Annotated in this window: 19 protein-coding genes; all 19 read left to right on the forward strand. The window is 66.6% G+C overall.

All coding sequences use genetic code 11. From position 1 onward, the window contains the following. Positions 1-16: 16 nt before the first annotated feature. The 19 genes from coaBC to BLS91_RS07375 all read left to right on the forward strand — a co-directional run bounded on the left by coaBC (position 17) and on the right by BLS91_RS07375 (position 22,733). Positions 17-1,243, forward strand: a complete 1,227-nt coding sequence (coaBC, locus tag BLS91_RS07285; protein WP_092340067.1) for a bifunctional phosphopantothenoylcysteine decarboxylase/phosphopantothenate--cysteine ligase CoaBC — start codon at positions 17-19, stop codon at positions 1,241-1,243. Positions 1,244-1,286: 43 nt separating this feature from the next. Next, the gene (gene metK, locus BLS91_RS07290; RefSeq protein ID WP_092340068.1) at positions 1,287-2,480 is read left to right on the forward strand and encodes a methionine adenosyltransferase; all 1,194 of its coding nucleotides are present in this window, start codon (positions 1,287-1,289) and stop codon (positions 2,478-2,480) included. Between the two features lie 13 nt (positions 2,481-2,493). Then, positions 2,494-4,521 carry a primosomal protein N' family DNA-binding protein gene (locus tag BLS91_RS07295; RefSeq protein ID WP_092340069.1) on the forward strand — a complete coding sequence of 676 codons (2,028 nt, stop codon included), beginning with the start codon at positions 2,494-2,496 and terminating at the stop codon, positions 4,519-4,521. After that, entirely contained in the window at positions 4,522-5,439 is a 918-nt protein-coding gene (gene fmt / locus BLS91_RS07300) for a methionyl-tRNA formyltransferase (RefSeq protein ID WP_092340070.1), read from the forward strand. Then, complete coding sequence (locus tag BLS91_RS07305; protein WP_092340071.1) at positions 5,436-6,875, forward strand: RsmB/NOP family class I SAM-dependent RNA methyltransferase; 1,440 nt, start codon at positions 5,436-5,438, stop codon at positions 6,873-6,875. Before fmt ends, BLS91_RS07305 begins: the two co-directional genes overlap by 4 nt. 185 nt (positions 6,876-7,060) lie before the next feature. Further along, positions 7,061-7,744: a ribulose-phosphate 3-epimerase gene (gene rpe, locus BLS91_RS07310; RefSeq protein ID WP_092340072.1), complete on the forward strand. Its 684-nt coding sequence runs from the start codon at positions 7,061-7,063 to the stop codon at positions 7,742-7,744. Next, a complete protein-coding gene (locus BLS91_RS07315) occupies positions 7,741-8,004 on the forward strand; it encodes a phosphoribosyl-ATP diphosphatase (protein ID WP_092340073.1) in 264 nt (87 codons plus the stop codon). Before rpe ends, BLS91_RS07315 begins: the two co-directional genes overlap by 4 nt. Before the next feature lie 71 nt (positions 8,005-8,075). After that, positions 8,076-8,915, forward strand: a complete 840-nt coding sequence (gene hisG / locus BLS91_RS07320; protein WP_092340074.1) for an ATP phosphoribosyltransferase — start codon at positions 8,076-8,078, stop codon at positions 8,913-8,915. A gap of 24 nt (positions 8,916-8,939) precedes the next feature. Next, positions 8,940-9,701: an imidazole glycerol phosphate synthase subunit HisF gene (hisF, locus tag BLS91_RS07325; RefSeq protein WP_092340075.1), complete on the forward strand. Its 762-nt coding sequence runs from the start codon at positions 8,940-8,942 to the stop codon at positions 9,699-9,701. Beyond that, positions 9,701-10,066: a phosphoribosyl-AMP cyclohydrolase gene (gene hisI / locus BLS91_RS07330; RefSeq protein ID WP_092340076.1), complete on the forward strand. Its 366-nt coding sequence runs from the start codon at positions 9,701-9,703 to the stop codon at positions 10,064-10,066. Before hisF ends, hisI begins: the two co-directional genes overlap by 1 nt. Then, a complete protein-coding gene (locus BLS91_RS07335; RefSeq protein ID WP_092340077.1) occupies positions 10,063-11,619 on the forward strand; it encodes an anthranilate synthase component I in 1,557 nt (518 codons plus the stop codon). The genes hisI and BLS91_RS07335 overlap by 4 nt, the downstream gene beginning before the upstream one ends. Then, complete coding sequence (locus BLS91_RS07340) at positions 11,619-12,305, forward strand: Trp biosynthesis-associated membrane protein (protein ID WP_092340078.1); 687 nt, start codon at positions 11,619-11,621, stop codon at positions 12,303-12,305. Before BLS91_RS07335 ends, BLS91_RS07340 begins: the two co-directional genes overlap by 1 nt. 74 nt (positions 12,306-12,379) lie before the next feature. After that, the gene (locus BLS91_RS07345; protein ID WP_092340079.1) at positions 12,380-12,601 is read left to right on the forward strand and encodes a DUF6704 family protein; all 222 of its coding nucleotides are present in this window, start codon (positions 12,380-12,382) and stop codon (positions 12,599-12,601) included. A 19-nt stretch (positions 12,602-12,620) separates the two neighbouring features. Next, a complete protein-coding gene (gene trpC / locus BLS91_RS07350) occupies positions 12,621-13,391 on the forward strand; it encodes an indole-3-glycerol phosphate synthase TrpC (protein ID WP_092340080.1) in 771 nt (256 codons plus the stop codon). Next, positions 13,392-14,618, forward strand: coding sequence for a tryptophan synthase subunit beta (trpB, locus tag BLS91_RS07355; RefSeq protein WP_092340081.1), 1,227 nt, complete (start codon positions 13,392-13,394; stop codon positions 14,616-14,618). Positions 14,619-14,653: 35 nt separating this feature from the next. Continuing rightward, positions 14,654-15,463 (forward strand): tryptophan synthase subunit alpha, encoded by an 810-nt coding sequence (gene trpA / locus BLS91_RS07360; RefSeq protein WP_167552423.1) that lies wholly within the window; start codon positions 14,654-14,656, stop codon positions 15,461-15,463. A gap of 105 nt (positions 15,464-15,568) precedes the next feature. Beyond that, entirely contained in the window at positions 15,569-16,558 is a 990-nt protein-coding gene (gene lgt / locus BLS91_RS07365) for a prolipoprotein diacylglyceryl transferase (protein WP_233197321.1), read from the forward strand. Positions 16,559-16,705: 147 nt separating this feature from the next. Beyond that, entirely contained in the window at positions 16,706-21,283 is a 4,578-nt protein-coding gene (gltB, locus tag BLS91_RS07370) for a glutamate synthase large subunit (RefSeq protein ID WP_092340084.1), read from the forward strand. Beyond that, the gene (locus BLS91_RS07375; protein WP_092340085.1) at positions 21,276-22,733 is read left to right on the forward strand and encodes a glutamate synthase subunit beta; all 1,458 of its coding nucleotides are present in this window, start codon (positions 21,276-21,278) and stop codon (positions 22,731-22,733) included. The genes gltB and BLS91_RS07375 overlap by 8 nt, the downstream gene beginning before the upstream one ends. The last annotated feature ends 15 nt before the right edge of the window (positions 22,734-22,748 follow it).

Consider the following 22,748-nt stretch of genomic DNA (forward strand, 5'->3'; position numbering starts at 1 on the left):
CCACTAAGCGCGCAGGATGAAGACACCTCGCACGATTGTCGTCGGTATCACCGGCGGCATCGCAGCGTACAAGGCCGTCAACATTGTGCGCGCTTTTGTGTTGAACGGCGACTCGGTGCACGTGGTCGCCACCCCGGCGGCACTGCGCTTCGTCGGCAAGCCCACCCTCGAGGCCATCTCGCGTAACCCGGTGCACACGGACCTCTATGAGGGCGTCGCCGAGGTACGCCACGTGGCCATCGGCCAGAGCGCCGCCCTCATCGTCGTCGCACCGGCAACGGCCAACAGCATCGCCAAACTCGCCGCCGGCCTCGCCGACGACCTGCTCGGTAACACCATTCTGGCCAGCACCGCACCGCTCGTGATCGCACCGGCTATGCACACCGAGATGTGGAACAACCCCGCTACGGTCGCCAATGTGGCCGTGCTGCGCTCGCGCGGTATAACCATCGTTGGCCCCGGCGTCGGTCGGCTCACCGGCACCGACTCCGGCGCCGGCCGCATGGAAGAGCCGGACACCATCGTCGCGGTGGCGCTGGCCGTGCTCGACCGGGCGATGCCTGCTGGTGAGGCTGCGGCATCCGCTGTGGCGGATCTCGCCGGTCGCCGAGTACTGATCAGCGCCGGCGGCACGCGGGAACCGCTCGACCCGGTGCGGTTCCTCGGCAACCGCTCGAGCGGTAAGCAGGGCGTCGCGCTCGCCCAGGCGGCCCTGGCCCGCGGGGCCTTGGTCACCCTGGTCGCCGCCAACCTCGAGGTGGCCGTTCCGACCAGCATCACGACCGTTCTCGTGGGCAGTGCCCTTGAGATGCACGAGGCCATGACGCGCGCCGCCGGAACGGCCGACGTCATCATCATGGCCGCCGCGGTCGCCGATTATCGGCCCCGGTCCGTGCAGGTCGGCAAGATCAAAAAGGAAGACGTGGGGGACACCCTCACGCTGGAACTGGTCAAGAACCCCGACATTCTGGCCGAGCTCTCTACTGCCAGCCGGCCGGGTCAACTGATCATCGGCTTTGCCGCCGAAACCGAAACGGATGCCGACCGGCTGCTGGCCCTCGGTCGCGACAAAATCACCCGCAAGGGCTGCGACTACCTGGTCGTGAACCGGGTGGGGCAGGACGCCGGTTTCGGCACGGAACGTAACACCGTGACGGTGCTCGATCGCCACGGAGTTATAGTGAATGAGGTCTCCGGCAGCAAGATGTCGGTGGCCAATTGCATACTTGACCTGATCGGTTAGCCTCAGCTGCGACCGGCATTCAACTTCTACAGAGACGGGCCAGATGAGCGATCTTCGCCTCTTCACCTCGGAATCAGTCACCGAGGGTCACCCCGACAAGATCTGCGACCAGATCTCCGACAGTATCCTCGATGCCCTCCTCACGGACGACCCGCACAGCCGCGTCGCTGTTGAGACCCTCGTCACCACCGGCCTCGTGCACGTAGCCGGCGAGGTCAGCACTGAGGCGTACGTCGAGATTCCGTCGATCGTGCGCAAGTGCATCACCGACATCGGCTACGACTCCTCCGACGTCTGGTTTGACGGCCGATCCTGCGGCGTCGAAATCTCCATCGGCGGCCAGTCGCCCGACATCGCTCAGGGCGTCGACAACGCCTTCGAAACCCGTGAGCAGTCCAGCCTCGACGACTTCGACCGGCAGGGCGCGGGCGACCAGGGCATCATGTTCGGGTACGCCACCCGCGAGACGCCCGAACTCATGCCGATCCCGATCTGGATCGCGCACCGCCTGGCCGAGCGCCTCGCCTTCGTGCGCAAGAGCGGCGAACTCGACTATCTACGCCCCGACGGCAAGACCCAGGTCACCATCGGCTACGACGGCATCATTCCCCGCACCGTCGAAACCGTCGTGGTATCGACGCAGCACGCGCCGTCCGTGACCACGGAGCGGCTGCGCGCCGAGGTTGAAGAACTTGTTATTCGCCCGGTGCTCGAGCGCATCGACCTTGACTCCTCCGCGCTGGCAACGCTCATCAACCCCACCGGCCGCTTTGAAATCGGGGGCCCGCAGGGTGACGCCGGCCTCACCGGGCGCAAGATCATCATTGACACCTACGGCGGATCGAGCCGCCACGGCGGCGGTGCGTTCAGCGGCAAGGACCCGTCCAAGGTCGACCGTTCGGCCGCGTACGCCATGCGCTGGGTTGCCAAGAACGCTGTTGCGGCGGGCCTGGCCGAACGCCTCGAGGTGCAGGTCGCGTACGCGATCGGCAAGGCGTCCCCGGTCGGTCTGTACGTGGAGACTTTCGGCACCGGGGTGCTGCCCGACCGGGAGATCACGGCGGCGATCCGGGACGTGTTCGACCTGCGTCCGGCAGCGATCATCCACTCACTCGACCTGCTACGGCCCATCTACGCGCAGACCGCCACCTACGGTCACTTCGGCCGGGAGCTGCCCGACTTCACCTGGGAGCGGCTCGACAAGGTCGACGACCTGCGAAGCGCCGCCGGCCTCTGAAACCGGCACAGTCATGACGCACACCGGCCTCGTCGCACGGGTGCTGATCGATTCCCCCCTGCCGCAACTGGACCACCTTTTCGACTACGGCATACCCGCCGAACTGGTCGGGCAGGTGGCCGCTGGCGTGCGCGTGAAGGTGCCGTTTCGTTCCGGCGGTCGCGTCGTCGACGCCTACGTGATCGAGGTGTTCGATCCGCGCGCCCCGCGAGGGGTTGTCGATTTTGAAGCGGATGGCGCCTACCGCGGCGCCCTCAGTGAGCTCGACTCGGTCGTGTCCACGGCCGTCGTGCTCACGCCTGACGTCTGGAAACTGGCCCGCCGCCTAGCGGATCGGGCGGCGGGGAACGCGAGCGACATCATCCGTCTCGCTGTTCCGCCCCGCCAGGTGCGAGTCGAAAAGGCCTGGTTGGCCGCGATGTCTGAGCCCGTCGAGACCGCCATTCCGGCACCGTCACCCGTCCTTATCGCCCTGGCCACCCCGGCTTTCGTCGGCTACCCGACCGGCCGCCTCGACACCGCCATCGTGGAGCGCCACCGGGTCGCCGTCGCTGCGATCCCCGAACTCACCCAGCTCGAGGACGGCACTTCCATCGGACGCTGGGCGAAAACTTTCGCCGAACTCGCCGTCGCCACCCTTGGCACCGGGCAGAGCGCCATTCTGTGCGTTCCCGACTTTCGCGACCAGGACCAGGTGCAGGCCGCCCTCGCCCAGCTTGCCCCCGACCTTCCGCTGAGCCGGGTCGACGCCCGCCAGCCCAACCCCGACCGGTACCGTGCCTTCCTGGCCTGCCTCGAATCCGCGCCGCGAATCATCCTCGGCAACCGGTCTGCCGTGTATGCCCCGGCGCACGACCTCGGCCTGATCGCTCTCTGGGACGACGGCGACCCGCTCTACACCGAGCAGCTCAGCCCCTACGTCAACACCCGCGACGCCGCCCTCGTGCGCCAGCAGGACGCCGACTGCGCCCTCGTGCTGCTCGGCCACTCCCGCAGTGTCGAGACCCAGCGCCTGGTCGAGCTCGGCTACGTCAGCGAGGTGAGTCCCGCCGCCGACCGGCACCCGCGCATCATTCCGACCGATTTTCAGTCCGAGCCCGATCAGCAGGCTCGTGCGGCCCGCATCCCCTCGGCCGCCTGGCAGGCCGCCCGCGAAGCGCTCCAACACGGCCCCGTGCTGGTGCAGGTCGCCAGCCCCGGATACGCGCCCATGCTCGCGTGCCAGAGCTGCAAGAAGGCCGCCCGCTGCACGCACTGCCAGGGACCGCTCGGCCTCAAATCGGCTTCCTCCGTGCCGTCCTGCCGGTGGTGCGGCGCCCTGGCCGCCGGCTGGACCTGCCTGCACTGCGAGGGCACCAAACTGCGCGTCGTCACGCTCGGCACCGGCCGCACCGCCGAAGAACTCGGCCGCGCCTTCCCGGGGGCGCGAGTGATCGTCGCCGACGGCGAGCACACCGTGCAGACCATCGGCCCGCAGCCGGCCCTCATCATCGCCACCCGCGGCGCCGAACCGCTGCCGACCGGCGGCTACCGGGCCATCCTCATTCTCGACGGCGAACGCATGCTGGCCCGCGAATCCCTTCGCGTCGGTGAAGACTGCCTGCGCTGGTGGGCCAACGCCGCCGCCCTCGCTGCACCCGGCGCGCCCGTACTGCTCACCGGAGTCGGCGGCGCCCTGGCCCGGGCACTCAACTCCTGGCGGCCCGACACGTTCGCCGCGAGCGAACTGGCCGACCGTCGTCAGCTGCGCTTTCCGCCGGCCGTGCGGGTTGCGTCCGTGACGGGAACCGCCGCTGACGTCGACGCTGCCCTGGCCGATCTGGCTGCGGTCGCCGGCCTCGACGTGCTCGGTCCGGTGGACACCGAGCCGCCCCTGGTGCGTGCGGTCGTGCGGTTCGGCTACGCCCGAGGCGATGAGGTCGCCCACGCGCTCAAGGCGGCGGTCGTGCGCAACGCGGCCAGGCGTCGCAAGCCGAAGTCCGGCTCGTTCCAACCGGCACCTACACTTAAAGTTCGATTCGACGACCCGGAGCTGCTCTAAATGAAACTCGTCTTTGCTGGCACGCCGGAGGTCGCCGTCCCCAGCCTCACTGCCCTGGCCGGGACCGATCATGAGATCGTCTCCGTGATCACCCGAGCGGATGCCCCCCTCGGCCGCAAACGCACCCTTACCCCGTCGCCGGTCGCGCAGGCTGCGACCGAACGAGGCTACCCGGTGCTGAAGACCAACCGGCTCGATGCGGAGGCGACCGATATCATCAGCGCCCTGCAGCCCGACCTCGGCGTCATCGTCGCCTACGGCGGAATCGTGCGCGAGCCGCTGCTCTCCGTTCCCCGCCTCGGCTGGATCAATCTGCACTTCTCAATCCTGCCGCGCTGGCGCGGTGCATCGCCGGTGCAGCGTGCCGTCCTGGCCGGCGATGAACTCACCGGTGCTGCCGTGTTCCAGCTCGTGCCCGAACTCGACGCCGGTGCCGTGTTCGGCAGCTTCTCCCGCCCCGTCGGAGCACATTCCACATCGGGAATACTTCTGGAGGAACTGAGCCATCGCGGAGCGGACCTGCTGCTGCGAGTCGTCGACGAGCTCGCCGCCGGCACCGCCGTTGCCGTCCCGCAGACCGGTGAGGTGACTCTCGCGCCCAAACTGGTGCGGGAGGACGCGCGTATCGATTTCGGCCGGCCGGCAGCGTCCGTCTACAGTCACATTCGTGGCGTGACACCCGAACCGGGCGCGTTCACCACCGTGAACGGCGCCGTTCTGAAACTCCTCGAGGTCGCGCCGAGCGCCCTCGAACCCCATCTGCCTGCCGGAACCATTCTGCAGCTCGATAAAGCAGTGCTCGTGGGCACGCAGACCGAACCGCTGGTTCTGCTGCGCGTGCAACCGGCCGGAAAGACAGCAATGACAGCAAACGACTGGTGGCGCGGAGTGGGAGCAGAATCGGTGACGGCTTCATGAGCGATGATCGCGCGCGTATGGATCGTGCCGGCACGACGCCGGCCCGCTCTCGCCAGGCCCCGGCCGACAACGTGCAGCCGGCCCGCCGCATCGCCTACGAGGTGATCGCTGCCGTTCGCGAGTCCGACGCCTACGCCAACCTGCTACTGCCGACCCGCATTCAGCGCGCCGCCCTGGGTACAGCGGATGCGGCCCTCGCGACCGAGCTCACCTACGGCACCCTGCGCATGCAGGGGTTCTACGATCGCGTCATTGCCCTCGCCGCGAACCGGCCGGTGAGCGCCATCGACCCCGCCATTCTCGATGTACTGCGTCTCGGCGCCCACCAGCTGCTCGCCACCCGCGTCGCGACCCACGCCGCGGTCAACGAATCCGTCTCGCTCGCCAAACAGGTCGGCTCCCGCTCCGCGACCGGCTTCACCAACGGGGTGCTGCGCACCATCGCCCGGTCGAGCGTCGAGGAATGGCGCGAGCGCGTGCTCGAAGGGGCGGTCAACGTCGACGACCGGCTCGCCGCCGAATACTCGCACCCGGCCTGGATCGTGCGCGCCTTCCGCCAGGCGCTCAAAGCTGAAGGCCACGAAGACGAGCTCGCCGACCTGCTCGCTGCCGACAACATGGCCGCCAAGGTCAACATGGTCGCACTGCCCGGCCTCGCCACCGACGCCGACCGTGAACGGCTGGGCCTCGCCGACGAATTCTCCCCGGTCGGTTTCGTGCTGGATTCCGGAGACCCGTACCACTTGGTGACCGCCACGGAGGGTCGCGTTCGGGTGCAAGATGAAGGATCGCAGATCGCTGCCCTGGCGCTCAGCCGGGCCAAGCCGATCGTTGCGGGGGAGCGTTGGCTCGACCTGTGCGCCGGCCCCGGTGGTAAGGCCGCCCTGCTCGCCTCCGAGGCGCGCGCCGGGGGAGCCGAACTCGTGGCGAACGAGCTCGTTCCCGCGCGGGCAACGCTCGTGCGCACTGCCCTGCAGGCTCTGCCGGAGACCGTTCCGGTCTGGGAGATCGACGGCACCACCATCGGTCAGACTCATGCCGACACCTTCGATCGCATCCTGCTCGATGCCCCCTGCACCGGCCTCGGTGCACTGCGCCGCCGACCGGAGGCCCGCTGGCGCAAGCAGCCCAAAGACGTCGCCGACTTGGCCGGCCTGCAGTCCGGGCTCCTCGACGCGGCTCTGCTCGCGCTCAAGCCCGGCGGCATCCTGGCCTATGTCACCTGCTCGCCGCACACCGCCGAGACCCGGGCGATCGTTGCCCTCGCCGTGCGCAAGGCCGGCGGCAGCGTGACCGCGCTCGACACCGCGGCCGTCGTGCAGTCCTTCAGCGCCGCCAACCTCGACCTACCCGCCGACACCGGCAGCGTGCAGCTCTGGCCGCATCGCCACGGCACCGACGCGATGTTCATCACCCTGCTGCAGCGCGCCCCCTAGCCCCACGTCTTTTGGGCTCGTTGCGTCCAGCGGATGAGCACCCCCGAAACGGGTGCGCGCTAGGCCCGTTACCGTAGCGGCCACTCAGATCGTGCGCGGTCACGCCCGTGGGTGCGCCCCCAGCCGTCGGGCGCCGCGATTGCCGCACAGTCCTAGCCCGATCGCACACTCGATAAGCTGAGCGGATGGCTACCCGCATCAATCCGAGCATCCTCGCCGCCGACTTCGCCAATTTCGAGAGCGAGCTGGGTCGCATCCGCTCGGCCGATCTGGTGCACGTCGACATCATGGACAACCACTTCGTGCCGAACCTCACCTTCGGACTCGGTATGGTGCAACGGCTGCAGCAGGTCTCGCCGCTGCCGCTCGACATCCACCTGATGATCGACGACCCCGAGCGTTGGGCGCCCGGCTACGCCGAGGCCGGCGCCTACTCGGTCACTTTTCATGCCGAGGCCACGACAGAACCGGTCGCGCTGGCGAGAAAATTGCGCGAGATCGGCGCCCGCGCCGGTCTCGCGCTGAAGCCCGGCACCGATGTGACGCCCTACCTCGACCTTCTCCCCGAATTCGACCAGGTGCTCGTCATGACCGTCGAGCCCGGTTTCGGTGGCCAGAGGTTCATGCACGAAACCATGCCGAAGCTTGCCCAGCTGCGAACAACGGTGCAGAACAGCGGCCTCGACGTCTGGCTGCAGGTCGACGGCGGCATCACCGCGCAGACCATCGAGATCGCAGCCGCGGCCGGCGCCGACACCTTCGTGGCCGGTTCCAGCGTGTTCGGGGCCGAGAATCCGGCCGCCCAGATCGCCCTGCTGCGCCAGAGCGCGGCCAGCCACCGTCACGGTGCGGGTAACCTAGAGTCGTGAAAACATTTGATGACCTTTTCGTAGAACTGAGCGACAAGGCCGCCACCCGTCCCGAGGGCTCCGGTACCGTACGCGAACTCGACGCCGGCGTGCACGCCATTGGCAAGAAAATTGTTGAGGAAGCCGCCGAAGTCTGGATGGCGGCCGAGTTTCAGAGCGACGACGAAACCTCCGCTGAGATCTCCCAGTTGCTGTACCACCTGCAGGTCATGATGATCGCCAAAGGGCTCTCTCCGGCCGACATCTACCGACATCTGTGACCCGCGCCAGCGCACCAGCTGGCTCGAAATCAGTGAATAGTCGCGTGATCCAAAACCGAGAAAGTACCCCCATGCTGAGAATTGCCGTGCCCAACAAGGGCTCGTTGTCTGAAACCGCCGCGCAGATGCTCACCGAAGCCGGCTACACCGGCCGTCGCGACCCGCGCGACCTCGTTACCGCCGACCCCCGCAACGGGGTCGAGTTCTTCTACCTGCGCCCCCGTGACATCGCCACCTACGTGGGATCCGGCGCCCTCGACGTCGGTATCACCGGCCGCGACCTGCTGCTCGACTCGCACTCCAAAGCCGTGGAGATCGCCAGTCTCGACTTCGGCGATTCCACCTTTCGTTTCGCCGGTCCGGCTGGCCGCTTCACCGAGCTGAAGCACCTCCACGGTCTGCGTGTCGCCACGAGCTACCCCGGCCTGGTTGAACGCTTCCTCGCCACCCACTCAGTGACCGTCGACCTCGTGGAACTCGATGGCGCCGTCGAATCGGCCGTTCAGCTCGGCGTAGCGGATGCCGTCGCCGACGTCGTCTCCACCGGCACGACCCTCCGCAAGGCGGGCCTCGAAATCTTCGGACCGGTCATTCTCGAGTCCACCGCTGTCTTGATCAGCTCCACCAACGACAAGGCCGGCATCGATACCCTGTTGCGCCGCCTGCAGGGCGTACTCGTGGCCCGCCAGTATGTGCTGCTGGACTACGACATTCCGGTCGCCCTGCTCGACGCTGCGGCAGCGCTTGCTCCGGGCATCGAATCGCCGACGGTGTCCTCGCTGCACGACCCGGAGTGGGCCGCCGTGCGCGTCATGATCGCCCGCCTCGACATGAACAACGTGATGGATGCCCTCTACGCCCTCGGCGCCCGGGCCATTCTGGTCACCACCATTCACAACGCCCGCCTCTAAGAACCCCGCGAGAGGATAAACAGCATGACCCTGAGTGTGCGCGTCATTCCCTGCCTCGACGTGGCCAACGGTCGTGTCGTCAAGGGTGTTAACTTTCAGAACCTGCGCGATGCCGGCGACCCGGTCGAACTTGCGCGCCGGTACTACGAGCAGGGCGCTGACGAGCTCACCTTCCTCGATGTCACGGCCACGGTCGACAACCGCGCGACCACCTACGACGTGGTGCGAGCCACGGCCGAGCAGGTGTTTATTCCGCTCACCGTCGGCGGCGGTATTCGCAGCGTCGAAGACGTCTCGCGCCTGCAGGCGAGCGGTGCCGATAAGGTCGGCGTCAACAGCGCCGCGATCGCCCGACCGGCCCTGATTAATGAGATCGCCGACCGGTTCGGCGCCCAGGTACTCGTGTTGAGCCTCGATGTGAAGCGCTCCCATCGCACCGAGAGCGGCTTCATCGTCACCACCCACGGCGGTCGCACCGAGACCGACCTGGATGCCGTGGCCTGGGCTCGGCAGGCGATCGAGCTGGGCGCGGGGGAGCTCCTGGTCAACTCGATCGACGCCGACGGCACCAGGGCCGGCTTCGACACCGAACTGATCGCGCTCATGCGGGCCAACAGTCGGGTTCCGGTGATCGCCTCCGGTGGCGCCGGCCGGGTCGAAGACTTTCCCCCCGCTATCCGCGCCGGCGCGGACGCCGTGCTGGCGGCATCCGTTTTTCACAATGCACAACTGACCGTAGGCGACGTGAAGCGCGAGCTGTCCGACGCCGGAATGCTGGTGCGCTGATGAGCGCCGAACTCACTACCCAGCTTGACGCCGCCGTCTTCAACGAATCCGGCCTGCTGCCCGCCGTCATTCAGCAGTGGGACACCCACGAGGTGCTCATGCTCGGCTGGATGAACCGCGAGGCGCTGCGCCGCACCCTCACCGAAGGGCGCGTCACCTTCTGGTCGCGCAGCCGGCAGGAATTCTGGCGAAAGGGCGACACGTCGGGCCACGCCCAGTACGTACACTCGGCCGCCTTCGATTGCGACAATGACACCCTGCTCGTGCAGGTCGACCAGGTTGGGGCGGCCTGCCACACCGGCTCGCGCACCTGTTTCGACGGGCGCGACCTCGGTGCCGGCTCCATGGAAAGGCCCACGGAATGACAGCCACCACCCCGGCCGTAACGGGCGCCCGCACCGCCGGCTCCACAACCCGGGGCCAGTTCGATGCCCTCCGTGACGCGCATCGGGTCATTCCGGTCATTCGGGAGCTCTTCGCCGACGGTGAGACCCCGGTCGGCATATACCGCAAGCTGGCCAACGGTTTGCCGGGCAGTTTTCTGCTCGAGTCCGCCGAACAGGGCGGCATCTGGTCGCGCTTCTCCTTCGTGGGGGTGTCGTCGTTCGGCGTGCTCACCCAGGAGGGCGACAACACCCGGTGGATCGACTACGGTCTCTCCGCCGACCGGGCCTTGGGCTCCGCCGCAGAGCTGGGCCCGCTGGCAGCCCTGGCCTATCTGTTCGACCGCTGGCAGACGCCGCGGTTGCCCGAACACCCGCCGCTGACCGGTGGCCTCGTCGGTTTCATCGGGTGGGAGGCGATCCGTCAGATTGAACGCCTGCCGCATCAGCCGCCGGCCGACTACGACGTACCCGGTCAGTCCTTCAGCTTCGTCGCCGACCTCGTCGTACTCGACCACAAGTACGGCACCGTGCAGCTCATCGCCAACGTCCTGAACGACGGCACCGACACGCCAGACACACTGTGGGCGGATGCGACGGCTCGCCTGGATTCCCTGCAAAAGCGCCTCGCCGCGCCCGGGGAATCCTGGCTAGCCGAGGTCGACCTGCAGGCACCGAGCGCGCCGAGCAATCGCACCACGCGCGAAGACTTTCTCGCCGCCGTCAACATCGGCAAGCAGCACATCGTCGATGGCGATGTTTTTCAGGTCGTCATCTCCCAGCGCTTCGACCAGGTCTGCACCGCGCACCCAATCGACGTCTACCGGGTGCTGCGCAGCCTCAATCCGAGCCCGTACATGTACCTGCTGAGCCTGGAAACACCGAGCGGAGACCCGTACTGGATCGTCGGGTCCTCACCCGAAGCCCTCGTCAAGGTTCAAGACCAACGTGTCTTCACCCATCCGATCGCCGGCTCGAAGCCGCGCGGCACCACACCGGATGCCGACGCCGACTACGCGATCGAACTAGCCGGTGACCCCAAGGAACGTGCAGAGCACCTCATGCTCGTCGACCTGGCCCGCAACGACCTGCTCAAGGTCTGCACGGCCGGATCCGTTGAAGTGACCGAGTTCATGCGCATCGAACGCTTCAGTCACATCATGCACCTGGTCTCCTCGGTCGAGGGCAACCTGGTGCCCGGCAAAACCGCGATCGACGTCTTCCGCGCCACGTTCCCGGCTGGAACCTTGTCGGGCGCTCCGAAACCGCGGGCTCTGGAGATCATCGACGCCCTCGAACCGGCCCAGCGCGGCGTGTATGGGGGAGTGGTCGGCTACTTCGGCTTTGCTGGTGACGCCGACCTCGCCATCGCCATTCGCACCGCGACGATCAAGGACGGCATCGCCCGCGTGCAGGCGGGTGGCGGCGTCGTCACCGATTCCGACCCGGCCTCCGAGTACCAGGAATCCCAGAACAAGGCCGCCGCACCATTGCGTGCGGTCGCCGTGGCCAACGCGATGCGGAGGGTTTTCTAATGGTGCCCGATACCCCGACAGAAACAGCCAAACGGATGTCGCCCCGTCGGCTCAAACTCATTCTCATCCTCACCATTCTGGGTGCGAGCGCACTGGCATTGCTGGCCTGGACCCAGGTCTGGGTCCACGCGGAAGTGGGACTTCCCGACGCTGGCACCCAGGTGCTGCAGATCGACGGAGCCATCGCCGCGCCGGCGCTGACGGCACTCGCGCTCTGCGGTTTCGCCCTGGCCGGTGCCCTCACCATTGCCGGTCGGCTCATTCGCATCGTGCTCGGCGCCCTCGAGGTATTGCTCGGGGTGTCGGTGTTTCTCGCCGCGTTCCTCGCGGTCGACGACCCATCGCGAGCCAGTGCCGCTGCGGTCACCGCAGCGACGGGCATCGCCGGACATGAATCCATTCAGCTGAGCGTGCTCGGCACAGTTGTCACGCCGTGGCCATACGTCGCCATGGCGGCGGCGGTACTCATGGCCGCCACCGGGGTGATGGTGATCCTGACCAGCGCGCGCTGGCCTGGCCCGACCCGCAAGTACCAGGCCGTGCGTTTTGAATCGGTCGCCTCAGCCGACGGTTCCGTGCCGGCTGCGCCCTTCGTCGGCGACTCGCCGCCCGCACCGACCGCCGCGAGCGACTCGGTCGGCGACTGGGACGATCTCAGTCGCGGTGAAGACCCGACCGCTCGCTGAAGGCGGGCCGTCGCTCCGCTAGACTTGACCCGCTGGTCAACGCACGCAGTGTTAACGTATTTACGAGGAGAACCATGAGCATCGATCTGTCAGATCCCGGACACGGCCACTCCCCGGCGGCCTGGACCGCGGTCATCATCATGCTGGCCGCTTTCACCATCGGCACCACAGCCTTCTTCTTCGAGCTGGTCTGGCTCGTCTGGGCGTCCTTCGGACTGCTCATCGCCGGCGTCATCGTCGGCTACGTACTCAGCAAGGTCGGCTACGGCGTCAATGCCACGTCGCCCGGCCACTGACCGGCTGCAAAGAGACCTTGTGCTTCAAGAACTTCTCGCCGGCTCGGTATCCGATGCCGAACAACGCCTCCTGACTCGCCCGCTGGCGACCGTCGAGACGGCGGCGCGCGCCCACGCGCCCGCACTCGACGCGCTGGCGGCCTTGGCCCCGGCTGATCGCGTCAAGATTCTCGCGGAAATCAAGCGGGCCAGCCCCAGCCGCGGTTCCCTGGCGGCCATCACCGACCCGGCAGCACTTGCTGTCTCCTATGAGACCGGCGGGGCGAGCGCTATCAGCGTGCTAACCGAGGGTCGCCGCTTTCACGGCTCACTGACCGACCTCGAACAGGTGCGGGCTGCGGTGGGCATTCCTATCCTCCGCAAGGACTTCATCGGAACCCCGTATCAGGTGTTCGAAGCGCGCGCAGCCGGCGCCGACCTCGTGCTGCTGATCGTGGCCGCGCTCGATCAGGCCACCCTCGTCTCCCTCCACGATCTCATTCGTGAGCTCGGCATGACCGCCCTGGTCGAAACGCACAGCGGCGACGAAGTGAGCCGCGCACTCGACATCGGTGCGAGCCTGGTCGGGGTCAACGCCCGCAACCTGTCCACTTTTGAACTCGACCAGAACCTCTTCGAGACTCTGGCCGACAAAATTCCGTCCGGCGTCATCCGAGTCGCCGAATCCGCCGTCAAGACTGCCGCCGACGTCGCGCACTACCGTGCAGCCGGCGCCGACGTCGTCTTGGTCGGCGAAGCGCTCGTCACGAGCGACCCCATCCGAACCCTCTCCGAGTTTTTGGCGGTTTAAATGTCTTTGCGAAAAGAATCCTTGCGTGCGCAGTCCGGCCCGTATTTCGGCGGCTTCGGCGGCCGGTTCGTGCCCGAATCCCTCGTGGCGGCGCTCGATGAACTCACGGCGGAATACGAACTCGCCAAGAACGATCCCGCCTTCGCCGCGGCCCTGATGGAGTTGAACGTCAACTACGCCGGTCGCCCCTCGATCATCACCGAGGTTCCGCGCTTCGCCGAGTACGCCGGCGGCGGCCGCATCATCCTCAAACGCGAAGATCTCAATCACACCGGCTCGCACAAGATCAACAACGCCCTGGGCCAGGCCCTGCTCACCAAGCGCATCGGCAAGACCCGCGTCATCGCGGAAACCGGAGCCGGCCAGCACGGCGTGGCCACGGCCACCGTCGCCGCCCTCTTCGGGCTGGAGTGCGTCGTCTACATGGGCGAGGTCGACACCGAACGCCAGGCCCTCAACGTGGCCCGGATGCGCCTGCTCGGTGCCGAGGTCGTTCCGGTCAAGACCGGCTCGCGCACCCTGAAGGATGCCATCAACGACGCCATGCGCGACTGGGTCACCAACGTTGAGACCACCAACTATATTTTCGGAACCGTGGCCGGCCCGCATCCGTTCCCCGCCATGGTGCGTGACTTTCAGAAGATCATCGGTGAAGAAGCCCGTCAGCAGGTGCTCGACCTGACCGGCAGCCTGCCGGATGCTGTCACAGCCTGTGTCGGCGGCGGCTCCAACGCCATGGGCATCTTTCATGCCTTCCTCGACGACCCGGATGTCGCCCTGTTCGGCTATGAGGCGGCCGGCGACGGCATTGACACGCCGCGGCACGCTGCCACCATCACCAAGGGGCGTCCCGGAGTACTGCACGGCGCCCGCAGCATGCTGCTGCAGGACGAAGACGGCCAAACCATCGATTCCCACTCTATCTCGGCCGGCCTCGACTATCCGGGGGTCGGACCGGAGCACGCCTGGCTCGCGAGCATCGGCCGGGCCACCTACCTGCCGATCAGCGACGACGAGGCGATGAGCGCCCTGCGCCTGCTCAGCCGCACCGAGGGCATCATCCCCGCGATCGAGTCGTCGCACGCCCTCGCCGGCACCCTCGAACTCGGCCGTGCGCTCGGCCCTGAAGCGACCATCCTGGTCAACCTCAGCGGTCGCGGCGACAAAGACATGGAAACAGCGGGCCGGTACTTCGACCTCCTCGACGAAGGCGCTGACCAGTCATGACCACCCCCGTTTTTCGACATGGAACGACGAGCGGCATGGTGAGCTCGGTCGAACAGACCATTGCCCGCCGCCGGACCGAGGGCGGGGGAGCCCTCATCGGCTACCTGCCGGTTGGTTTCCCCACCCTGAACGAGAGCATCGACGCGGCGGTGGCCCTCGTCGCCAACGGCGTCGACATCATCGAACTCGGCCTGCCCTACTCCGACCCCGTGATGGATGGCCCGGTCATTCAGGCGGCAACCCAGCAGGCACTGGCCAACGGGTTCAAACTCCGCCACGGTTTTGAAGCGATCAGGGCCATCACCGAGCAGGTCGACGCGCCCGTTCTGGTGATGACCTACTGGAACCCGGTCGTTCAGTACGGAGCTGAGCGTTTCGCCGATGACCTCCGGGCCGCCGGGGGCGCGGGTCTGATCACCCCCGACCTCATTCCCGATGAAGCCGCCGACTGGATGGCCGCGAGCGAGCGCACCGGACTCGACCGGGTGTTCCTGGCCGCGCCGTCCTCGTCCGATGCCCGCCTGGTGCAGGCGATCGAAGCCAGCCGCGGATTTGTCTATACCGTCTCAACGATGGGTACCACCGGTGCTCGCGCGGGCGTCGATGCCGCCGCTCGTATCCTGGTGGAACGCCTGCGCGCCGCCGGCTGCACGAGCGCCTGCGTCGGCCTCGGCATCTCCACCCCCGAGCAGGTCCGTGAGATTCTCGGCTACGCCGACGGCGCCATCGTCGGCTCTGCGCTCGTGAAAGCGCTCACCGACGGGGGAGTACCCGCCGTTGCCCGCCTGGCGCTCGAACTTGCCGCCGGCGCGAACGATATTCGCCCGCCGTCGCCGCCCCGGTAAATTGTCACTTCGGTAGATCCAGGCGCGTTCTACGCTAAATTGTTCGAGGCGATCGATTCGCCCCAGGTGGCGTGAGTCACGATGAAAGGTAGTACCCAGGTGTCTTTGAGTCTTCTGAGCACGAGCATCCCGAGCCCCGCGTGGAGCTTCTTTGACCTCGGTCCGTTCCGCATTCACGCCTACGCGCTGTGCATCCTTGCCGGAATCATCCTCGCGACGATCATCACGTCGCGCCGCCTCACCAAGCGCGGCGCCGAGCCGGGAGTCGTACTCGACATCATCCTCTGGGCCGTGCCGCTCGGCATCGTCGGTGCGCGTATCTACCACGTGCTCACCCACCCGGGCGACTACTTCTTCGAGGGAGCCGATCTGCTCCGCACCCTGTATATCTGGGAGGGCGGCAACGCGATCTTCGGCTCCCTGATCGGTGGTGCCGTCGGTGCCTGGATCGGCTGCCGCCTGGCCGGTATCCGCTTTTGGACCTTCGCCGACGCCGTCGCACCCGCGCTGCTCGTCGCCCAGGCGACCGGCCGGCTCGGCAACTGGTTCAACCACGAACTTTTCGGGCTGCCGACGAGCCTGCCGTGGGGCCTGGAAATTGACCCAAGCAACCCGGCATTCCCGGTGGGGCTGCCGGACGGCACGCTGTTCCACCCGACTTTTCTCTACGAAATCATCTGGAACCTGCTTGGTGTTGCCGTCATCCTCTATCTGGAACGCAAGTTTCGCCTGCGTTTCGGGCAAACCCTGGGCGCCTACCTCATCTGGTACGGACTGGGTCGCAGCTTTTTTGAATCGATTCGCATTGACCCGAGCGAGATTTACTTCGGAATCCGCACTAACGTCTGGGCGGCCATGGCGGCCATTGCCGTCGGTCTGATCATTATTCTGGTGCAGCGTCACCGTCACCCCGGCCTCGAGCCCAGCGCCTATGTGCCCGGTCGGGAATGGATTGGTCCGGACGCTGGGGTAGAATTTGAGGACAGCGATTCGGATGATCTTGATCAAAGCTCCGCGGATCAGAGCGATGATGCCGATGAACGCACCGAATCACCCGAGGCTCCAGCCACAAGCACGAGCGCTTCGCGTCTGTAGAGTTCGTTCGCTGACATCCAGCCAACACACACGTAGCGCCGCCCGAATGCGGGCCTGACCCGAACCGGGCAAGCGTTATATTCCGCACACATCTCCTTCGGGCCAGCGTCGTCCCTTACTGCCAGTCATTTCGTGAGGACGGTCTCAATGGCGCAGAAACCTCTCTACTCCCGCTTCAGCAGCATGCCCGAAGCATCCGGTTTGTACGATCCGGCGGCCGAACGCGACGCGTGCGGCCTGGCCATGGTGGCGACCCTGCGAGGAACCGCCGGGCACGACATCATCACGCAGGCCCTCGACGCCCTGCGTAACCTGGAACACCGCGGGGCCGTCGGCTCCGACGCCGGAACCGGTGACGGTGCCGGAATCATCACCCAGATACCGGATGCCTTCCTGCGCGCCGTCACGGATATAGCGCTTCCCCCGGTGGGGCAGTACGCCGTCGGCAACGTTTTTCTGCCAACCGATCCGACCGCTCGCACCGCCATCAAGCGCGCCATCAGCGTGATCGCGGACGAGGAAAGCCTCAGCATCCTCGGGTGGCGTGAGGTTCCGGTACACCCGGAAGACCTCGGCAGCCAGGCCCGCGCGAACATGCCCGCCATCCAACAGCTGTTCGTGCAGAGCACTCGCACCACCGAAGCCGGCGCTCCGTTCTCCGACATCGCGCTGGATCGGCAGACCTTTCGGCTGCGCAAGCGCGCCGAACGCGAGCTCGAGATCTACTTCGTGTCGCTGTCCTGCCGCACCCTGGTCTACAAAGGCATGGTCACGACCCTGCAGCTCGAACCGTTCTACCCCGATCTGTCCGACGAACGTTTCGTCTCAACGCTCGCCCTCGTGCACTCGCGTTACTCCACGAACACGTTCCCGTCCTGGCCGCTCGCCCAGCCGTTCCGCATGATCGCCCACAACGGTGAGATCAACACGGTGCAGGGAAACCGCAACTGGATGCGCGCGCGTCAGTCCCAGCTCGAGTCCGAGCTGCTCGGCGACCTCGCCCCCCTGCTGCCGATTGTCACCCCTGGAGCCAGCGACTCTGCCTCGTTCGATGAGGTCGTCGAACTGCTCAGCCTGTCCGGGCGGTCGCTGCCCCACGCCATCATGATGATGGTGCCGGAGGCCTGGGAAAACCAGACCGACCTCGACGACGAACGTCGCGACTTCTACGAGTACCACTCTATGCTCATGGAACCGTGGGACGGCCCCGCCGCGATCGTCTTCACCGACGGATCCCTCGTCGGAGCAACGCTCGACCGCAACGGCCTGCGCCCCGGCCGCTATCTCATTACCGACGACGGTCTCGTCGTGCTCGCGAGCGAGATCGGCGTGCTCGGCATCGACCCGGCCCGCGTCGTGCGTAAGGGCCGCCTGCGCCCCGGCCAGATGTTCCTGGTGGACACCAAGGCCGGCCGCATCATCGACGACCGTGAGATCAAGGCGGAGCTGTCGGCGAGCGAGCCGTGGGGCCAGTGGCTGCAAAAGGGCCGCATCAACCTCAAGGACCTTCCGGAACGGGAGCACATCGTGCACCCGCCGGCATCCGTTGTGCGTCGCCAGCGCACCTTCGGCTACACCGAAGAAGAAGTGCGCATCCTGCTCGCCCCGATGGCCCGCACCGGCGCCGAACCGCTCGGCGCTATGGGCAGCGACACACCCATCGCCGTGCTCAGCGACCGCCCGCGGCTCATGTTCGACTACTTCACCCAGCAGTTCGCGCAGGTCACCAACCCGCCGCTCGACTCCATCCGTGAAGAAGTCGTCACGAGCCTCAAGCTCGGCCTCGGCCCGGAACGCAACCTGCTGACCGCAGGCCCAGAGCATGCCCGCCAGGTCATTTTGGACTTCCCGGTCATTGACAACGACGAACTGGCCAAGATCCAGCACATCGACCCCGTCGTCGGCAGCCGCACCACCACGACCATTCGCGGCCTGTACCGCTTCGAAGAGGGTCCCGAGGCGCTATCCAAGCGCCTCGCCGCCATCTGCGCCCTGGTCGACGAAGCCATCGAGGCCGGCGCCCTGTTCATCGTGCTGAGCGATCGGGATTCCAACAAGGACCTTGCACCGATCCCGTCGCTGCTCATGATCGCTGCCGTGCACCACCACCTGATCCGCACCGAGAACCGCATGAAGGTCGGCATCGTGGTCGAGGCTGGCGACGTGCGCGAGGTGCACCATGTGGCCCTGCTCATGGGCTATGGCGCCTCCGCCGTCAACCCCTACCTCGCCATGGAAACCTGCGAAGACCTCGTGCGCAGCGGCATCATCACCAACGTCACGCCCGAGAAGGCGGTCCGCAACGTGATCAAGGCGCTCGGCAAGGGCGTGCTCAAGATCATGTCCAAGATGGGCATCTCCACCGTGTCCTCCTACGCCGGCGCCCAGACCTTCGAAGCCGTCGGCCTGGCCCAGTCCTTCGTCGACCAGTACTTCACCGGTACCACGAGCAAGCTCGGCGGCGTCGGCATCGACGTGATCGGTGTCGAAAACCTGTCGCGTCACGCCTCCGCGTACCCAATGGATGCTGCGGTGACCGCACACGAGCGCCTCGCGACCGGCGGCGAATACCAATGGCGCCGCGATGGTGCCCCGCACCTGTTCAACCCGGAGACCATCTTCCGGCTGCAGCACGCCACTCGCACCAAGCGCTACGACATCTTCCGCGAGTACACGAAAATGGTCGACGACCAGGCCGAATCGCTCATGACCCTGCGCGGCATGTTCACGCTCAGCCCGGGCCAGCGCACTCCGGTGCCGCTCGACGAGGTCGAATCGGTGTCGCAGATCGTCAAACGGTTCTCGACCGGCGCGATGAGCTATGGTTCCATTTCGCAGGAGGCGCACGAGACTCTCGCGATCGCCATGAACCGTCTGGGCGGCAAGTCCAATACCGGTGAGGGCGGCGAAGACCTCGACCGGCTGCTCGACCCGGCCCGGCGCAGCGCCGTCAAGCAGGTCGCCTCGGGCCGGTTCGGTGTGACGAGCATGTACCTGACCCACGCCGACGACATCCAGATCAAACTTGCCCAGGGTGCCAAGCCCGGCGAGGGCGGTCAGCTGCCTCCCACCAAGGTGTACCCGTGGATCGCCCGCACCCGGCACGCCACGGCCGGCGTCGGCCTCATCTCGCCGCCGCCGCACCACGACATCTACTCGATCGAAGACTTGAAGCAGCTCATCTTCGACCTGAAACGCGCCAACCCCAAGGCACGCATCCACACCAAACTGGTCAGCCAGTCCGGTATCGGTGCCGTCGCGGCCGGTGTTGCCAAAGCCCTCTCCGACGTGATCTTGATCAGCGGCCACGACGGCGGAACGGGTGCCAGCCCGGTCAACTCGCTCAAGCACGCCGGAACCCCGTGGGAACTCGGCCTCGCCGAAACCCAGCAGACGCTCATGCTCAACGGCATGCGTGACCGCGTGGTGGTGCAGGTGGATGGCCAGCTGAAGACCGGCCGTGACGTACTCATCGGTGCCCTGCTCGGTGCTGAGGAATTCGGCTTCGCCTCCGCTCCGCTTGTTGTGTCGGGCTGCATCATGATGCGCGTCTGCCACCTCGACACCTGCCCGGTCGGCGTTGCCACTCAGAACCCGGAACTGCGCAAACGTTTCGCCGGCCAGGCCGACCACGTCGTGAACTTCTTCGAGTTCATCGCCCAGGAGGTGCGTGAGTACCTCGCCGAGCTCGGCTTCCGCAGCCTCGATGAGGCCATCGGCCACCGCGAGGTGCTGAACGTGAACCGTGCACTCACTCACTGGAAGGCGCAGGGGCTTGACCTCTCTCCCATCCTGAGCGGCCCGGACTTCTCGGAGGCAGAACCGCGCAAGTGGGCGCGCGCTCAGGAGCACGAACTTGACAAGCACTTCGACAACGAACTGATTCGGCGCAGCCAGAGCGTGCTCGAACACGGCGGGACGATCAGGATCGACCTGCCGATTCGCAACACCGAACGCGCCGTTGGTACCATGCTCGGCAACCAGGTTACCCTGCGCCACGGCGAGAATGGTCTGCCGGCCGGCTCGATCGAGGTCACTCTAACCGGCTCAGCCGGACAGTCCTTCGGGGCATTCCTGCCGAGCGGAATCACCCTGCGCCTCGAGGGCGAATCCAACGACTACGTCGGCAAGGGCCTGTCGGGCGGGCAGATCATCGTGCGCCCCGACCGGGCCAGCCAGTTCCCGGCCGAAGACAACGTCATCGCCGGAAACGTCATCGGCTACGGCGCCACGCAGGGCAGCATGTTCATTCGCGGCATTGTCGGCGAACGATTCCTCGTGCGCAACTCCGGAGCGATCGCCGTCGTCGAGGGCGTGGGTGACCACGCGCTCGAATACATGACCGGCGGCCTCGCCCTCATCCTCGGCGAGACCGGACGCAACCTCGGCGCCGGCATGAGTGGCGGCACGGCTTACGTCTACGGGTTGACCGCCGAACGGGTCAACCGTGACGCGCTGACCTCGGGGGAGCTCAGGTTGCTCGCCCTCGAGAGCGTCGACCGCGAGATCGTGCGCGACCTGCTCGAACAACACCGGGACCAGACCGATTCAGCACTCGCCAAGCGCATGCTGTCGAAGTTGGAAGAAACCATGAACGCATTTGTCAAGGTACTGCCGCGCGACTACGCGGCCGTACTGGAGACCAGGCAGACGGCCGTCGACGAGGGACTCGATCCCGACGGACTCGTTGTCTGGAATCGAATTCTGGAGGTAACCAATGGCTGATCCGAAGGGATTCCTGAAGACCACCGACCGCGAGCTGCCTGCCCGCCGTCCGGTGGCAATCCGTTTGATGGACTGGAAAGAGGTCTACGAGCAGGGTGACGCCGCTGTACTCAAACGTCAGGCCGGCCGCTGCATGGACTGCGGAGTGCCGTTCTGTCACCAGGGCTGCCCGCTCGGCAACCTCATTCCGGAGTGGAACGACCTGGTCTGGCGCGATGAGGGCCGTGCGGCCATCGAGCGCCTGCACGCCACGAACAACTTTCCCGAGTTCACTGGTCGGCTCTGCCCGGCCCCGTGTGAGTCGTCGTGCGTGCTCGGCATCAACCAGCCCGCCGTCACCATCAAGCAGGTCGAGGTGTCGATCATCGACCAGGCCTTCGCCAAGGGCTGGGTGCAACCGCAGCCGCCCGGACGCCTGACCGGCAAGACCGTCGCCGTCGTCGGATCCGGTCCTGCCGGACTGGCCGCAGCCCAGCAGCTGACCCGCGCCGGCCACACCGTTGCCGTGTTCGAACGCGACGACCGCATCGGCGGCCTGCTCCGCTACGGCATCCCCGACTTCAAGATGGAGAAGAAGCACCTCGAACTGCGTCTGGCGCAGATGACGGCGGAGGGAACCCGGTTCCGCGCCAACGTCAACATCGGCGTGGACATCACCTGGGATGACCTGCGCGCCCGCTACGACGCCGTCGTGGTGGCGACCGGTGCCATGGTTCCCCGCGACCTGCCCATTCCGGGGCGCGACCTGCCCGGCGTGCACTTCGCCATGGAATACCTGGTGCAGCAGAACAAGATCGGCGCCGGCGGAGCCATCGAAGCGCAGATCACCGCCGAGGGTAAGCACGTCGTCGTGCTCGGTGGTGGTGACACCGGGGCCGACTGCATCGGGACCGCACACCGTCAGCTGGCAGCATCCGTCACCAACTTGGCGATCGGCAAGCAGCCGGGCACCACTCGGCCGGAAAACCAGCCGTGGCCGATGTCCCCGACCCTGTTCGAGGTCTCCAGCGCCCACGAAGAGGGTGGCACCCGCCAGTACCTCGCGTCGACGGTTGAATTTCTGGCCAACGAATTCGGTGAGGTACGTGCCATTCGCATCGCCGAGACCGAATACCTCGACGGACGCCGCGTTCCCAAGGCCGGCACCGAGATGGAGATTCCGGCCGATCTCGTGCTGCTCGCGATGGGCTTCACTGGCCCGGAGCCGGACGACCTCAGCCACCAGCTAAAGCTTCCGTTCGACGGTCGCGGCAACGTCGAACGCGACGGCAACTACCAGACCAGCCACGAGGGCGTCTTCGTCGCCGGCGATGCCGGTCGCGGCCAGTCACTCATCGTCTGGGCTATCGCCGAAGGACGCGCTGCGGCCGCTGCGGTCGACCAGTTCCTGGAAGGCCTGACCCAACTGCCATCTCCCGTTAAGCCCACGGACCGCTCCTTCGCCCTCTAAACCCTTACTCTTCCT

Origin of the sequence: Cryobacterium flavum, from assembly GCF_900103805.1 — a bacterium.
Lineage (GTDB): Bacteria > Actinomycetota > Actinomycetes > Actinomycetales > Microbacteriaceae > Cryobacterium > Cryobacterium flavum.

Excerpts from the sequence above, each read along its gene's own strand:
- gltB (WP_092340084.1), top strand. The coding sequence starts at position 16,706 with ATGGCGCAGAAACCTCTCTACTCCCGCTTCAGCAGCATGCCCGAAGCA.
- BLS91_RS07340 (WP_092340078.1), top strand. The coding sequence starts at position 11,619 with ATGGTGCCCGATACCCCGACAGAAACAGCCAAACGGATGTCGCCCCGT.
- coaBC (WP_092340067.1), top strand. The coding sequence starts at position 17 with ATGAAGACACCTCGCACGATTGTCGTCGGTATCACCGGCGGCATCGCA.
- BLS91_RS07295 (WP_092340069.1), top strand. The coding sequence starts at position 2,494 with ATGACGCACACCGGCCTCGTCGCACGGGTGCTGATCGATTCCCCCCTG.
- BLS91_RS07345 (WP_092340079.1), top strand. The coding sequence starts at position 12,380 with ATGAGCATCGATCTGTCAGATCCCGGACACGGCCACTCCCCGGCGGCC.
- metK (WP_092340068.1), top strand. The coding sequence starts at position 1,287 with ATGAGCGATCTTCGCCTCTTCACCTCGGAATCAGTCACCGAGGGTCAC.
- BLS91_RS07375 (WP_092340085.1), top strand. The coding sequence starts at position 21,276 with ATGGCTGATCCGAAGGGATTCCTGAAGACCACCGACCGCGAGCTGCCT.
- trpA (WP_167552423.1), top strand. The coding sequence starts at position 14,654 with ATGGTGAGCTCGGTCGAACAGACCATTGCCCGCCGCCGGACCGAGGGC.
- hisF (WP_092340075.1), top strand. The coding sequence starts at position 8,940 with ATGACCCTGAGTGTGCGCGTCATTCCCTGCCTCGACGTGGCCAACGGT.
- hisG (WP_092340074.1), top strand. The coding sequence starts at position 8,076 with ATGCTGAGAATTGCCGTGCCCAACAAGGGCTCGTTGTCTGAAACCGCC.
- trpB (WP_092340081.1), top strand. The coding sequence starts at position 13,392 with ATGTCTTTGCGAAAAGAATCCTTGCGTGCGCAGTCCGGCCCGTATTTC.
- rpe (WP_092340072.1), top strand. The coding sequence starts at position 7,061 with ATGGCTACCCGCATCAATCCGAGCATCCTCGCCGCCGACTTCGCCAAT.
- fmt (WP_092340070.1), top strand. The coding sequence starts at position 4,522 with ATGAAACTCGTCTTTGCTGGCACGCCGGAGGTCGCCGTCCCCAGCCTC.
- hisI (WP_092340076.1), top strand. The coding sequence starts at position 9,701 with ATGAGCGCCGAACTCACTACCCAGCTTGACGCCGCCGTCTTCAACGAA.
- BLS91_RS07335 (WP_092340077.1), top strand. The coding sequence starts at position 10,063 with ATGACAGCCACCACCCCGGCCGTAACGGGCGCCCGCACCGCCGGCTCC.
- BLS91_RS07305 (WP_092340071.1), top strand. The coding sequence starts at position 5,436 with ATGAGCGATGATCGCGCGCGTATGGATCGTGCCGGCACGACGCCGGCC.